The sequence below is a fragment of the Roseobacter ponti genome (genome assembly GCF_012932215.1).
In the GTDB taxonomy this organism is placed as follows: domain Bacteria; phylum Pseudomonadota; class Alphaproteobacteria; order Rhodobacterales; family Rhodobacteraceae; genus Roseobacter; species Roseobacter ponti.
This window is the reverse complement of the sequence record NZ_CP048788.1, coordinates 1,435,256-1,448,834: the sequence shown is the minus strand read 5'-3', so window position 1 is coordinate 1,448,834 and position 13,579 is coordinate 1,435,256. Positions and strand designations below refer to the sequence as shown.

At 59.9% G+C, this 13,579-nt stretch carries 12 protein-coding genes; 2 read left to right on the top strand and 10 right to left on the bottom strand.

From position 1 onward, the window contains the following. Nucleotides 1–101 precede the first annotated feature (101 nt). Together gltA and G3256_RS07000 are read left to right on the top strand one after the other, a co-directional pair. Complete coding sequence (gene gltA, locus G3256_RS07005) at nucleotides 102–1,397, top strand: citrate synthase (protein WP_169640136.1); 1,296 nt, start codon at nucleotides 102–104, stop codon at nucleotides 1,395–1,397. Between the two features lie 391 nt (nucleotides 1,398–1,788). Beyond that, nucleotides 1,789–2,097 carry a hypothetical protein gene (locus tag G3256_RS07000; protein ID WP_169640135.1) on the top strand — a complete coding sequence of 103 codons (309 nt, stop codon included), beginning with the start codon at nucleotides 1,789–1,791 and terminating at the stop codon, nucleotides 2,095–2,097. Nucleotides 2,098–2,102: 5 nt separating this feature from the next. Here the strand turns inward: G3256_RS07000 and G3256_RS06995 are convergent, their stop codons facing one another. The 10 genes from G3256_RS06995 to G3256_RS06950 all read right to left on the bottom strand — a co-directional run bounded on the left by G3256_RS06995 (nucleotide 2,103) and on the right by G3256_RS06950 (nucleotide 13,419). Further along, nucleotides 2,103–2,879 carry an enoyl-CoA hydratase-related protein gene (locus G3256_RS06995; protein ID WP_169640134.1) on the bottom strand — a complete coding sequence of 259 codons (777 nt, stop codon included), beginning with the start codon at nucleotides 2,877–2,879 and terminating at the stop codon, nucleotides 2,103–2,105. 81 nt (nucleotides 2,880–2,960) lie between these two features. Next, nucleotides 2,961–3,416, bottom strand: coding sequence for a cytochrome c-type biogenesis protein (locus tag G3256_RS06990; protein WP_169640133.1), 456 nt, complete (start codon nucleotides 3,414–3,416; stop codon nucleotides 2,961–2,963). Continuing rightward, the gene (locus tag G3256_RS06985) at nucleotides 3,413–5,377 is read right to left on the bottom strand and encodes a heme lyase CcmF/NrfE family subunit (protein ID WP_169640132.1); all 1,965 of its coding nucleotides are present in this window, start codon (nucleotides 5,375–5,377) and stop codon (nucleotides 3,413–3,415) included. The genes G3256_RS06990 and G3256_RS06985 overlap by 4 nt, the downstream gene beginning before the upstream one ends. A gap of 59 nt (nucleotides 5,378–5,436) precedes the next feature. Then, nucleotides 5,437–6,027: a holin family protein gene (locus G3256_RS06980; protein WP_169640131.1), complete on the bottom strand. Its 591-nt coding sequence runs from the start codon at nucleotides 6,025–6,027 to the stop codon at nucleotides 5,437–5,439. Beyond that, nucleotides 6,018–6,629 (bottom strand): holin-associated N-acetylmuramidase, encoded by a 612-nt coding sequence (locus G3256_RS06975; protein WP_169640130.1) that lies wholly within the window; start codon nucleotides 6,627–6,629, stop codon nucleotides 6,018–6,020. The genes G3256_RS06980 and G3256_RS06975 overlap by 10 nt, the downstream gene beginning before the upstream one ends. Nucleotides 6,630–6,709: 80 nt before the next feature. Beyond that, nucleotides 6,710–7,165 (bottom strand): cytochrome c maturation protein CcmE, encoded by a 456-nt coding sequence (gene ccmE, locus G3256_RS06970; RefSeq protein ID WP_169640129.1) that lies wholly within the window; start codon nucleotides 7,163–7,165, stop codon nucleotides 6,710–6,712. Nucleotides 7,166–7,171: 6 nt separating this feature from the next. Further along, the gene (gene argC / locus G3256_RS06965; RefSeq protein ID WP_169640128.1) at nucleotides 7,172–8,200 is read right to left on the bottom strand and encodes an N-acetyl-gamma-glutamyl-phosphate reductase; all 1,029 of its coding nucleotides are present in this window, start codon (nucleotides 8,198–8,200) and stop codon (nucleotides 7,172–7,174) included. A 28-nt stretch (nucleotides 8,201–8,228) separates the two neighbouring features. Next, nucleotides 8,229–9,038 carry a glutamate racemase gene (gene murI / locus G3256_RS06960; protein ID WP_169640127.1) on the bottom strand — a complete coding sequence of 270 codons (810 nt, stop codon included), beginning with the start codon at nucleotides 9,036–9,038 and terminating at the stop codon, nucleotides 8,229–8,231. Between the two features lie 24 nt (nucleotides 9,039–9,062). Continuing rightward, nucleotides 9,063–9,935, bottom strand: a complete 873-nt coding sequence (locus G3256_RS06955; RefSeq protein ID WP_169640126.1) for a lysophospholipid acyltransferase family protein — start codon at nucleotides 9,933–9,935, stop codon at nucleotides 9,063–9,065. A gap of 85 nt (nucleotides 9,936–10,020) precedes the next feature. After that, the gene (locus G3256_RS06950; protein ID WP_169640125.1) at nucleotides 10,021–13,419 is read right to left on the bottom strand and encodes an indolepyruvate ferredoxin oxidoreductase family protein; all 3,399 of its coding nucleotides are present in this window, start codon (nucleotides 13,417–13,419) and stop codon (nucleotides 10,021–10,023) included. Nucleotides 13,420–13,579: the final 160 nt, after the last annotated feature.

The window sequence follows — 13,579 nt, the reverse complement described above, 5'->3', positions numbered from 1 at the left end:
TGCGCCCGGAGCGCGGAACGATATGATGGCCTTGTGCGGCGCTTCGCCTGTCACTGGCCCCACAGCGGGTCCGCCCGCGGCTACGACAGGAAGGACCGATAATGGCTGAAAGCACAAAATCCGCAAAGCTGACGATTGATGGCAAGGAGTATGATCTGCCGATCTATTCTCCCACTGCCGGTCCGGATGTTCTCGACATCCGCAAACTTTATGCTCAGGCGGGTGTTTTCACCTACGACCCCGGTTTTACCTCCACAGCCAGCTGCGACAGCACCATCACCTTTATCGACGGGGGCGCCGGCGAGCTGTTGCACCGCGGCTATCCGATCGACCAGCTGGCGGGCAAATCGCATTACCTCGAGGTCTGTTATCTGCTGCTCTATGGTGAGCTGCCTTCGCCCGCGCAGCTGGAGGATTTCGAGAGCCGTGTGACCAACCACACGATGCTGCACGAGCAGATGATGAACTTCTTTCGTGGCTTCCGCCGGGATGCGCACCCGATGGCCGTTATGGTCGGCGTGGTGGGTGCGATGTCCGCTTTCTATCACGACAGCACCGACATCACCGACCCCTGGCAGCGCGAAGTGGCCTCCATCCGGCTGATTGCCAAGATGCCGACGATCGCGGCCAATGCCTATAAATACACCATCGGGCAGCCCTTTATCTATCCGCGCAATGATCTCGACTATGCGTCCAACTTCCTGCGCATGTGCTTTGCCGTGCCGGCCGAGGATTATCAGGTCAACCCGATCCTCAGCCGCGCCATGGACCGGATCTTTACCCTGCACGCCGATCACGAGCAGAACGCCTCGACCTCGACGGTGCGTCTGGCGTCTTCTTCGGGTGCCAATCCCTTCGCCTGTATCGCGGCCGGCATCGCCTGTCTCTGGGGCCCCGCACACGGTGGCGCCAACCAGGCCTGTCTGGAGATGCTGAACGAAATCGGCACCGTTGACCGCATCCCCGAGTTCATTGCCCGTGCCAAAGACAAGGACGACCCTTTCCGGCTGATGGGCTTTGGCCACCGGGTCTACAAAAACTTCGATCCGCGCGCCAAAGTGATGAAGGAAAGCGCCGACGAGGTGCTTGAGCTACTGGGCGTCGATAACAACCCTATCCTGCAGGTTGCCAAGGAACTGGAAGCCGCAGCCCTCGCGGATCCTTATTTTGCCGACAAGAAGCTCTTCCCCAACGTGGACTTCTATTCCGGCATCATCCTTGAGGCGATGGGCTTTCCCACGTCGATGTTCACACCGATTTTCGCCGTGGCGCGGACGGTGGGCTGGATCTCTCAGTGGAAAGAGCAGATCAGCGACCCGCAGCTTAAAATCGGCCGCCCGCGTCAGCTCTATCTTGGCGAGACGGCCCGCGATTACAGCGATATCGAAACCCGCTGACCGATACAGTCAGCACAAAATCAAAAGGCCGGGCCCCGCGGGTGCCGGCCTTTTTTCATGCCCTAATACCCGAATCACTCCGTCCTGGCCCCCTGTGCTCAGTGCCACCTGAACGGGCCGACTGTCGCCATTCCAACTGGTGAAAAAAGGCACAAATGTGTCATTGTTTCGCGGGTTTGCATAATGAACCCGATTTCTTGACCTGGCCCTGCGAGGGGCTCAGACTTCCGCTCAACCCGGTGCAGAGCTGCGCCGGACCGGTTGTGACATAGTCAGTTCCGGTGTTCTGCCTGAGGGGGCCGGGCCGGATCACAGCCATTCAGACCAGATCGTTTAACGCCCGGTTCATCGGGCCGTGGCCTTATGCCCTGTTCGCTATAAAGAGTGATTTATGCCGCATGTGATTTCATCCAGAACCGCCCCGGACGGCGGACTTGCCCGTGATATGCCGATGGTGGGTGGCGAGGGGACGCAATGCGCCCTGATCCACGATCGCAGCGCTGAAAATGACCGGGTCGCCGTCGTGTACGACCGGGGCGACACCCCGCCGCACATCACCGTGACCGAAGTTTCAGACGGTGTGCAGGCGGTGCATGCAGATGGCGTGGCTGTGGCGGTGATCGCCTGTGCCATGGGTCCGCGGATCAGACCGGACGATGTGGTTCTGGTCGAGCGCTTTGTGACAGCCGCGCGCAACTGAGCGCCTTACCGGCCCTCAAATTTCGCGGCACGCTTTTCGGTGAACGCCAGGACACCTTCTTTGAAATCGCGCGACTTGCCGCAGTTGCCCTGCATCCGCGCTTCCAGTGCCAGCTGGTCTTCGAAACCGTTGTCCCATGAGCGCCGGATTACGGTTTTGATGGCGCCGTAGGCCGCTGTGGGCCCTTCGGCCAGATGCGTGGCCCGGGCCTTCCACGTTTCGTCAAAATCCGCATCCGCAACCGCTTCCCAGATCATGCCCCAGTCATCCGCCTGGCGGGCGGTAATCTTATCGGCAAAAAGCGCCGCCCCCATCGCCTTGGCCATGCCCATCGTGCGCGGCAACACCCATGTGCCACCAGCATCCGGAATAAGCCCGATCCGCGCAAAGGCCTGCAGGAAATAGGCGCTTTCCGAGGCAATCACCACATCGGCAGCCAGTGCCAGATTGGCGCCCGCCCCGGCTGCGGCCCCGTTGACGGCACTGATGGTCGGCACCGGGCAGTCCGCAATGGCGCGCAGCATCGGCGCGTATTCATCGCGCAGGGTACGTTCCAGATCGATGTTTGCGGCCCCGACCCGGTCACCCAGATCCTGACCCGAACAAAAGGCCCTGCCCGCGCCGGTGATTACCACCACACGCGCCTGTTTGCCAGCCTCCGTAACCGCATAGGCGATCTCGGCACGCATCTGCGTGGTCAGCGCGTTCATCTTGTCGGGCCTGTTCAGCGTCACGGTTGCCACGCCGTTTTCAAGCGTAAAGGTCAGCGTCTGATAATCCATGGGGTGTCCTTTTCCGACGGGGGGCGCATGGCCTTCTGCCGTCATATCAGACTGAGCAGTTCAGAAAAGACAAACGAGGCGTCAGTCTTTGAGAATCTCTTTCAGCCGCGCGCTCTCCGCGTCACTCAGAGCGGCCTCCTGGGGGGCCACCCCCGTGGCGCGACCGCGCAGATACAAAAGACCGATGCCGCCCGCGAGGATCAGCATCAGCGGCCCGGCCGCATAGAGCAGCCAGTTTGCCCCCGTAACGGTCGGCTGCAGGAGCACAAACTCACCATAGCGCGCCACCACGAAGTCCACGACTTCCTCATCGCTGTCCCCGGCGACCAGACGCTCGCGTACAATCAGCCGCAGGTCCCGCGCGATGTTGGCGTTGCTCTCGTCGATGCTCTCGTTCTGACAGACCGGACAGCGCAACCCTTTCGAGATGTCACGCGCGCGTTCCTCCAGCGCCGGGTTGTCCAGCACCTCATCGGGCTGCACCGCAAGCGCAAACCCCGGCAGCAGCATCAGAACAAAGGCCAGTGCCCGGATCATTCCGCCGGCACTCCCGTCACGGGTCTGCGCGCACCAGCAGCCACACGGAACCGGCGGTCAGAGAGGCTCAGCAGACCGCCGAGCGCCATCAGCCCGCACCCGATCCAGATCCAGTTGGTCAGCGGCTTGATATAGGTCCGTATGGTCCAGCCCCCCTGGATCTGCTCGTCGCCGATCACCACATAGACGTCACGCAGCAGATCATAATCAATCGCAGCTTCGGTTGTCGGCATCTGCGCCACCGGATAGATACGCTTCTCAGGCCTCAGCCGGGCAATTTCGCGCCCGTCCTGAGCCAGGGTCACAAACCCCATCGTAGACAGATAATTAGGCCCCTCGACGCTCTGCACATCGTTCAGTGTCAGGGTATAACTGCCCACTCCGAATGGTTCACCAACCTGCGCTACGCGGATGTCTTCCATCTGCCAGGCCGTCAGCCCGGCGACGCCCATCATCGTCAGGCCAAGCCCGCTGTGCGCGACCATCTTGCCCCAGTCCGCGCGCGGCAGACGCGTAAGCCGCGCCAGACGGCCAGGCCGGCGCCCGGTGCGTTGCGCAAGATCAACGATCGTACCCATGACCACCCAGGCCGCGAGGAACATCCCCACCGGACCAATCAGACTGCGCCCGGTCTGTACGGCCCAGGCCAGCCCGCCCGCGGCAAGCGCCAGCACAAAGACATAACGCAGCGGCCGGGCCGCGCGGGCAATGCTCGCGCGCTTCCAGGGCATTGCGGACCCCAGCGGCAGGATCAGACCCAGAAGCACCATAAAGGGCGTGAAGGCCATGTTAAAAAACGGCGGCCCCACACTGAGCTTGCGGTCAAAGAACATCTCGGCCACCAGCGGCCACATGGTGCCGACAAAGACCACGAAACACGACACAGCGAGCAGAAGATTATTGGCCAGCAGCGCACTCTCTCGGCTGACGAGAGAGAAGACGCCGCGCGCCTCCATGGCCCCGGCCCGCAGCGCAAAGAGAATAAGCGCCCCGCCGGTGAAAAACGCCATGATCATCAGAATGAACACACCCCGTTCGGGATCATTCGCAAACGCATGCACAGAGGTCAGCAGCCCCGAGCGCACAATAAATGTCCCGATCAGCGAAAAGCCAAAGGCCAGAATAGCCAGCAGGATTGTCCAGCTTTTGAGGCTCTCGCGCTTTTCCACAACAATCGCGGAATGCAGCAGGGCCGCAGCGAGCAGCCAGGGCATGAACGACGCATTCTCGACCGGATCCCAGAACCAGAAGCCGCCCCACCCAAGTTCGTAATAGGCCCACCAGGACCCAAGTGCGATGCCAATGGTCAGAAATATCCACGCCGCCAGCGTCCAGGGCCGCACCCAGCGCCCCCATGCAGCATCGACCCGCCCCTCGATCAGGGCGGCGACCGCAAAGCTGAACGCCATGCTCAGACCAACATAGCCGAGGTAGAGAAACGGCGGATGAAACGCGAGACCCGGATCCTGCAGCAGCGGGTTCAGATCCTGCCCGTCAAAGGGCGGAACTGCCATGCGCACAAACGGGTTGGACGTGAATAGGATAAAGGCAAAAAACGCCACGCCGATTGACGCCTGAACGCCCAGAACGCGCGCCCGCAGTGTCGGCGGCAGGTTGCCCCCGAACCAGGCCGCCATGGCACCGAACAGCGTCACGATCAGCACCCAGAGCAGCATCGAGCCTTCGTGATTGCCCCATGTGCCACTGATTTTGTAAAGCATCGGCTTGGCGGAATGGCTGTTGAGCACCACGAGCTGCAGGCTGAAATCAGAGGTCACAAAGGCCCACATCAGCGCAGCAAAAGCAGCAGCCGTCAGCAGAAACTGCACATTAGCTGCAGGTTCAGCAACCGCCATCCAGGCCGGCCAGCGTTTGTGCGCGCCAACGAGCGGCACGACCGTCTGCAGGATCGCCACGAGAAAGGCGAGGATAAGTGCGAAATGGCCGAATTCTGTAATCATGAGCGGGACTATAAGCCCGCAGCGGGCGCCGTCCAATGACAAAGCGCCCGCTCACCGGATCACTTTGTCGCGGGGGCTGCGCGGCGGCTTTGCCAGGCTTCAAGGGCCGGGTTGGCATCCGGTTCGACCGATACCGCAGTAAGCCGCGCGTCGGTGCCCGTATCTGCAAGGCCGGGAGTGTCAGGACGCAGCGCCTGAAGTGCTGCTATATTTTCGATCACACGCGGAGCATGCGCCATAGTCTGAGCGACAGAGCGCTGAAACTGCTGGCTTTTTACCTGATGCCTCGCACCGAAATAAAATGACACGATCACGCCAAGCAACCACCAGAGCGGCTCCGGCACCAGGGTGATGCCCTGCATCCGCGCGGCAAACCACACGGGATCCACCATCGCGGCGATGAAAAGGCCAAGCGTCCCGAGCGCCAGCGCAGGGCGCGGAATACGGTTAATACCATCCATGATCCGGTCAAAGAGCCCGTCGCGTTTGGATTCGAACTCACGTGCATATTGCTTCAGCGACTCGATCCGCAGTTCCTGATCGCGGACAGCATCGCCCTCGGCGTTTTCGCGAAACACTTCAGCTGTCTCGCGTAACACATTGCGTCCACCGCCAAAAATCGCGGTAAGTATTCCTGTGATCAGGCCCATGATGCCACCCTTTGCTGAAACTGAAGATCGCTGAGATGATACTGCGCAGAGATAAATTCCTCTGCCCGCCTGATCCATCCGCCCTTGCCGCCTGCCCGTGTGCGCGCAAATTTCCGGCTTGCCGGACGCTTGTCGGCGATGCGGAAATAGTAATTCCGGCGCGCAATACCATAAGCATCAACGAGGTGGTCGGGCGCACTGGCCCAGGCCTCCCGCGTCGCAGCAATGGTGCGCGGCCCGAGCGCGCCGTCGATGGCCAGCGGGAACCCCATGTCTCTGAGCAGACGCTGCAGAATTTTCACGGCGTTACCGCCGGCATTCACATACATGTCGAAGACAGACGCCTGAAGCGGCTCCGGCAGCTGTGCAATCAGAGGCTTTCGAAAGTAATGTTTCTCAAATATTTCAATGGCATCATGGCGGGTAAGCGCCCGAACGTCGGCAATTGAAATGGCCCCGTCCTGATTTTTATCGATCCCCAGACGCCGCAGGGTGTGGATCGTGACGCCATGGTTGGTCGCTCCGCCCGGATCGTCAGGGTCGTTCACAAACCCGCCCTCCCGGGCCACTATATCGCTGGCAATATCTCTGACCGTTTGCATGGCTGTCCCCTCTGCGCTCGTATCACGGGCGGCAGAATGATCAGCAAATGGTTAAAACAGATTGAGACGAGCGTACGCTGTCAGCCTTCCGGGTCTTTGTCCGGGTCCTGATAGACGCCTTGCGCCTTCAGGGCATCCACAACTTCCTTAGGCATATAGGTTTCATCATGTTTTGCAAGTATTTCAGTGGCTTCAAAGACACCGCTGATGTATTTTCCGGTGCCCACCATCCCCTGATTTTCTTCAAACAGGTCTGGCAGAACTCCGGTGTAAGTGACCGGGACAACGGCGCCGCCGTCGGTTACGCTGAAGCTGATCGTCTCGCCTTCACCGCGACGGATTGACCCTTCGGTCACAAGGCCACCAATGCGAAAGACCTCATCAGGCCCGGGTGGCTCGGCGATGACCTGGCTCGGCGCACGAAAGAAATTAATCCCGTCACGCATGGCATAGCCGATCAGCACCGTGGAAAGCGTAAGAGCCACCAGGGCAACGGCAATAACCTGAATACGGCGTTGTTTTTTCAGACTTTTCATGTCATCTCACGGGAACAGCGGGGCCATCATCAACCCTTCGGTTTCCTCAATATCTAACATCAGATTGGCATTTTGCAACGCCTGCCCGCTGGAGCCTTTTGTCAGGTTGTCCAAAGCCGCGACAATAATTGTACGGCCGGGCAGACGGTCGCTGGTCACACCGATATGGCAGAAGTTCGAACCGCGGATATGCCGCGTACTGGGAGCCTCGCCAAAGGGGAGAACCTCAATAAACGGCTCTGCTGAATAGGCGCTTTCAAGAGCATTATGAATGGCTTCCGCGTCACCTTTGACGTAAACGGTCGCGAGGATACCGCGGTTAGCCGGGACAAGGTGCGGCGTGAACTGAACCTGCACCGGACGGCCGGCCAGCTTTGAGAATTCCTGATCAAACTCACCGAGATGACGGTGCGTACCGCCGATGGCATAGGCGTGATACCCTTCGGAAAGCTCGGCGTGCAGCAGGTTCTCTTTCAGACTGCGTCCGGCTCCTGAGACCGCGCATTTCAGATCGAGAATAATATCGTCGAGATCGATCAGCCCGCCGGTAATCAGCGGACGTAAAGCGAACTGTCCCGTGGCGGCGTTGCACCCGGTGCCCGCCACAAGCCGCGCGGAGCGGATTTCATCGCGGTAAAATTCAGTCAACCCGTAAACCGCCTCCTCCTGTTGCGCGACCGCCGCGTGAGCATTGCCGTACCACTTTTTATAGGCCTCAGGATCACGCAGGCGGAAATCGGCACTCAGATCAACGATCTTCAGATCCGCAGGCAGGCGGGCGATGACCTCCTGGCTGGTTTTATGGGGCAGCGCACAAAAGCACAGATCAATATTTGCAAAGTCAATCTCATCGATTTGCAAAAGTGGCGGAAGATCCAGATGACGCAGATGCGGAAACACCTGAGAAATGGTTTGTCCCGCTTTGGAGTTGGCCCCCAGAGCGGTGATTTTCATTGTGGCGTGGCCGGCAATCAGCCGGATGAGTTCGGCGCCGGTGTACCCGGAAGCGCCCAGAATCGCGATGGAATGTGTCATGTGTCCTGTCCGTAAGGCGGAAGAAAAATCAGGCGGCGGTGAAAACGATCTGTCGTCGCAGGAACTGCGTCGCCCGGTCACTGACGCGGCCCGGGTCTCCGGTTGTCAGAAACGCGCTTTCGCCGGTTCCCTGCATCTCCGGATGCCGCTCAAGATAGTCAGCGAGGCTTTCCGCCACGAGCGACGCCTGGCTGAAAACCCGTACATCCGCCCCGAGCGCAGCCTGAAAATTCTCCTGCATCAGCGGGTAATGCGTGCAGCCCAGGATCGCGGCGTCCGGTTGCGGCATTTTGCGCAGCAGTGCATCGACATGGCTGCGCACCAGCGCTTCTGCGAGGATCATATCCCCGTCTTCTATTGCATCCACCACGCCGCCACAGGCCTGTGCCTCGACGTCCACTCCGATCGCACGAAAGGCCAGCTCGCGCTGGAACGCCCGGCTGGACACTGTTGCGGGAGTTGCAAAAAGCGCCACATGTCTGATGCCCACTTCGCGCGGCGGAGAGTTGTCACCCCACTGCCGTTCGGTCAGCGCCTCAATGAGCGGTACGAAGACGCCCAGCACCCGCCTGTCACGCGGCACCCAGGATTCCTGCATCCGCCGGAGCGCTGCCGCCGATGCCGTGTTGCAGGCAAGGATCACCAGATTGCAGCCGGCATCAAAGAGCCGTTCGACGGCACTGCAGGTCAGCTCAAAGATATCATCTGATGTCCGCACACCATAAGGCGCATGCGCGCTGTCCGCGAGATAGACGAAGGGAACGTCCGGCAACCTTTGCGTCACCGCATCAAGAACGGTCAGCCCGCCCAACCCGCTGTCAAAAATACCTACTGCCATGTCCCGGCCCCCGCAGGCGCCGGATCAGTGCCGGTGCCGTTCTTCGAACTCATACCCCAGATCAAATCGTTTTTCGGGGTCTGGTGAAAGCTCATACGTGGCTTTTCGGAGGAAATCCATCATCGCTTTGCTGTCCCGTGAGAGCGGGTCAAGAACAGAACGTTCGATGGGCCGGCCGATCGACACCCGAACCGGGGTATCGACGCGTTTGCCGAATTCCTTGATCAGCAGCCCCATGCGCAACGTGTTATGCGTATGGCTGGCAATCTGAAACAGCCGGCTGGTGTGCCCGTCGAAATACATCGGCACCACGGTGGCGTTTGATTTGGCGATCATGCGGGCGGTGAAACTGCGCCAGCCCGGATCCATGGGGCGGGAAAACGGCCGCATCGCAGTGCTGACCGTGCCGCCCGGGAAAATCCCGATGGCGCCGTTATCTTTCAGATAGTCCAGAGCCACTTTACGCGTTGCGATATTGAGCGCCACGGCCTCCTTAGTTTCGTCAAAGCTGATGGGCAGAATGACACGGTCAAGCTCTGTGGCCCTGCGAAACACCGAATTGGCCAGAAGCCTGAAATCACCCCGCGTGCGCGTCAGGATATGCCCCATCATCAGCCCGTCGAGGATCCCGTAGGGATGATTGGCCAGCAGGATCAGCGGGCCGTCACGCGGAATATTGTCAAGCGCGCCATGAGCAATATCAAGGCTCAGACCATAGCGTTCGACCATGACGTCAAAAAATTCACGACCGGCAGCCACGTCGTTTTCATATCCTGCCGCGCGTTTTATCAGGCGCAGGCGTCCGGTCGAATTTTCCATCAGCCGTATCAGCGCACGACCACCACGGGTCGCCGCTGAGTAAGAATAGCTGATGTCACGTGCAATATTCTGGTGCATCGTGCTGCGCGCGTCCCCGGTCTGATACCGTTGTCATAACAGGTCAGCGCTGAGCTTACTCCAAAATTGTGACGGTCCGGTAAATCTATTCGGCGGCCTGTGCCTGAGATGCGCCACCCGATCGGATCACGGCAAGCAGTTCCTCGCGCCGTTTCGCCGCTTTCTGCTCGGCGGCCAGCTTGACCGGACCAAACCCGCGAATGTCCTGCGGCAGGGCCGCGAGCGCGATGATTGCAGCCCGTGTCGCATCCGTCAGGAGCGGCAGGACCTCTTTCATATCCTTTTCATACTGGCGGATGAGCGCACGCTCCATCCGGCGCTCAGCCGTGTAACCGAACACATCAAGAGGCGTGCCGCGCAGTGCTTTCAGTCCCGCAAGAATTCGCAGCGGGCGTTCAAGCCAGGGTCCGAATTCGCGTTTGACAGGTCGTCCGTCAGGGCCGGGTTTCGACAGCATCGGCGGGGCAAGGTTAAAGGTCATCTTAAAGTCGCCTGCAAACTCGGCCTGCGCCTTTTCCCGGGAGCTCAGGAGCAGACGGGCAACCTCATACTCGTCCTTATACGCCAGTAGTTTATGATAGCTTTTTAATGCCTCCGCGCGGATATCCCTGTCGTCGATCTCATCAACAAACCGGCGATACCGGCGGGCAAGGCGGCGCCCCTGATAGGCCACCAGATGGTCTTCACGAAAAGTGATTTTGTCTGCCTCTGTGCGCGGCAGCGCGATCACTTTGGGCTGGGAAATGTCGCGGGCTTCCTGCGGATAAAGCACAGCCCAGCGACCGATCTCGAAAGCCCGCAGATTGCGCTCAACGGCTGCACCGTTCAGGGTCACCGCTTCGCGGATTGCCTTCAGCGACAGCGGCAGATACCCGCGCTGCCAGGCTGCGCCAAAGATCATCATGTTTGAAAAAATCGAATCGCCCAGCACAGCCTTTGCAAGATCAGAGGCATCGAAAAGATCGACCCGGTCGCGCAACCGCGCTTCGAGCGCCAGGGTAAGCCGCTCAGAGGGCAGTCGGAATTCTGTGTCGCGGGTAAAATCGCCGGTGATGATCTCATGGCTGTTGACCACAGCACCGGTGCGCCCGCTGCGCGTCAGCCCAAGGGTCGACGCCCCGGCAGACACCACCAGATCGCCTCCGATCAGCGCATCGGCTTCTCCGGTCGCAACCCGTATCGCGCTGATATCATGCGGATTTTCGGCAATCCGGCAATGGATGTGCACGGCACCGCCCTTCTGCGCGAGCCCTGCCATTTCCATCATGCCCGCACCCTTACCGTCAAGATGTGCGGCCTGTGCCATCACCGCGCCGATGGTCACAACGCCCGTGCCGCCGACCCCGGTGATGACCACATTGAACGTGCCTTTGATCGCCGGCAGTTCAGGTTCCGGCAGGTCGGGTATCTCCAGTTTCGTGGTGGCCTCTTTGCGGACTTCGGCACCCTCGAGCGTGATAAACGACGGGCAGAACCCTTTCACGCAGCTGAAATCTTTGTTGCAGCTCGACTGATCGATCGCCCGTTTGCGGCCAAGCTCGGTTTCCTTCGGCACGATAGAGACGCAGTTGGACTGCACGCCACAGTCGCCGCAGCCCTCGCAGACATCCGTGTTGATGAAGACCCGCTTGTCCGGGTCGGGGAAAAGCCCGCGTTTGCGGCGGCGGCGTTTTTCGGCGGCACAGGTCTGAATATAGACAATCGCTGAAACGCCAGGTGTCTTTGCAAACTTCTCCTGAACAGTTTGCAAATGTGCGCGTTCGTGAATGTCCACGCCCCTGAGCGCGTCAAAATCCACATCTTCCTTCTCGTCATAGACAACGGCCAGGGTCTTTACCCCCATCGCCTGAAGCTCGCGCACGATGCGCGGCGCGCTCAGGTCGCCATCGTTGCCCTGCCCGCCGGTCATCGCGACGGCGTCGTTATAAAGAATTTTATAGGTGATGTTCGTATCATTGCTCAGCGCCGCACGAATGGCCTGAACGCCCGAGTGGTTATAGGTCCCGTCACCGAGGTTCTGGAACACGTGCGCGCGTTTTGAAAACGGGGCCTCCCCGATCCAGTTTGCCCCTTCACCACCCATATGCGTGAACCCTGAGGTTTCGCGGTCCATCCAGAGCGCCATGAAATGACACCCGATACCGGCATAGGCACGGCTGCCCTCGGGCACTTTTGTCGAGGTATTGTGCGGACATCCCGAGCAGAAATAGGGCAGTCGCGCAGCGATATCCTCGGCATTATCCGACCGCCGGGCCTCATCAAGACTGGCAAGCCCCGCTTCGATGCCATCAGTCCTGCGCCCTTCCTCAATGAGGGCTTCACCGAGTTTCTGCGCGATAACAATCGGGTTCAGCGCCCATTTCGCGGTAAAGAACTCCTTGCCGTCTTTGCGCCCGCCCCACACACGGCGTCCGTCGCGGTCATCAAAAATCGCCTCTTTGATCTGCACCTCAATGAGCTTGCGCTTTTCCTCGACAACGATGATCAGATCGAGCCCCTCGGCCCAGTCGTGAAAGCCTTTCATATCCAGCGGCCAGGTCTGTCCGACCTTGTAAGTCGTGATATCAAGCCGCTCTGCTTCGGCTTCATCGATGTTCAGCAGGCTCAGCGCATGCACCAGATCAAGCCAGTTCTTGCCAGCCGCCACCAGACCGATCTTCGCCCCCGGCTTACCCCAGACGCGCTTGTCCATTTTGTTCGCGTTGGAAAAGGCCTCCGCCGCATAGCGTTTATAGTCGATCAGCCGGGCTTCCTGCCCGATCCGCTCGTCGTTGAGCCGGATGTTCAGCCCGCCTTCCGGCATCTCAAACTCAGGGTCCACAAAGGACAGCCGGTCCGGCCGCCCGTCCACCACGGATGTCACCTCGACCGTATCCTTCATCGTTTTCAGGCCGACCCAGACTCCGGCAAACCGCGACAGCGCATAGCCGTAAAGACCGTAATCCAGGATCTCCTGTACGCCTGCGGGGCTGACCACCGGCATATAGGTGTCCACCATGGCAAATTCCGACTGATGCAGCACGGTCGAGGATTCGCCTGTGTGATCGTCGCCCATAGCCATCAGCACGCCGCCGTATTTCGATGAGCCTGCCATATTCGCATGGCGCATCACGTCGCCTGACCGGTCCACGCCCGGCCCCTTGCCATACCACAGACCGAATACGCCGTCGTATTTACCCTCGCCGCGCAGTTCCGCCTGCTGGCTGCCCCAGAGTGCCGTTGCCGCAAGATCTTCGTTCAGACCCGGCTGAAAGGTCACATCATGGGCGCCAAGCTGTTTCAGCGCCCGCTGCATCTGCATGTCGACAGCGCCCAGCGGCGAGCCGCGATAGCCGGTGACCAGACCCGCGGTATTCAGCCCCGCCGCCCGGTCACGGGCCTTCTGCATGAGCACAAGCCGCACCAGCGCCTGTGTGCCGTTCAGCAGCACCGGGCTTTTGTCGAGATCATAGCGGTCGTTCAGGGTAATCTTCTGCGTGCTCATCTGTGGCCCTCCCCGGCGCATTTTCAGTCTTGCACATTCTGGCACCAATAATAGGTCACAAAAGCTGACCTGTATAGACTGAATCGGTTAGATTTCCGTGTTTGACCGTGAAGGGGCACTGTCTTTTGCCCGGAGATACCGCTAACAAACCATAACGAAG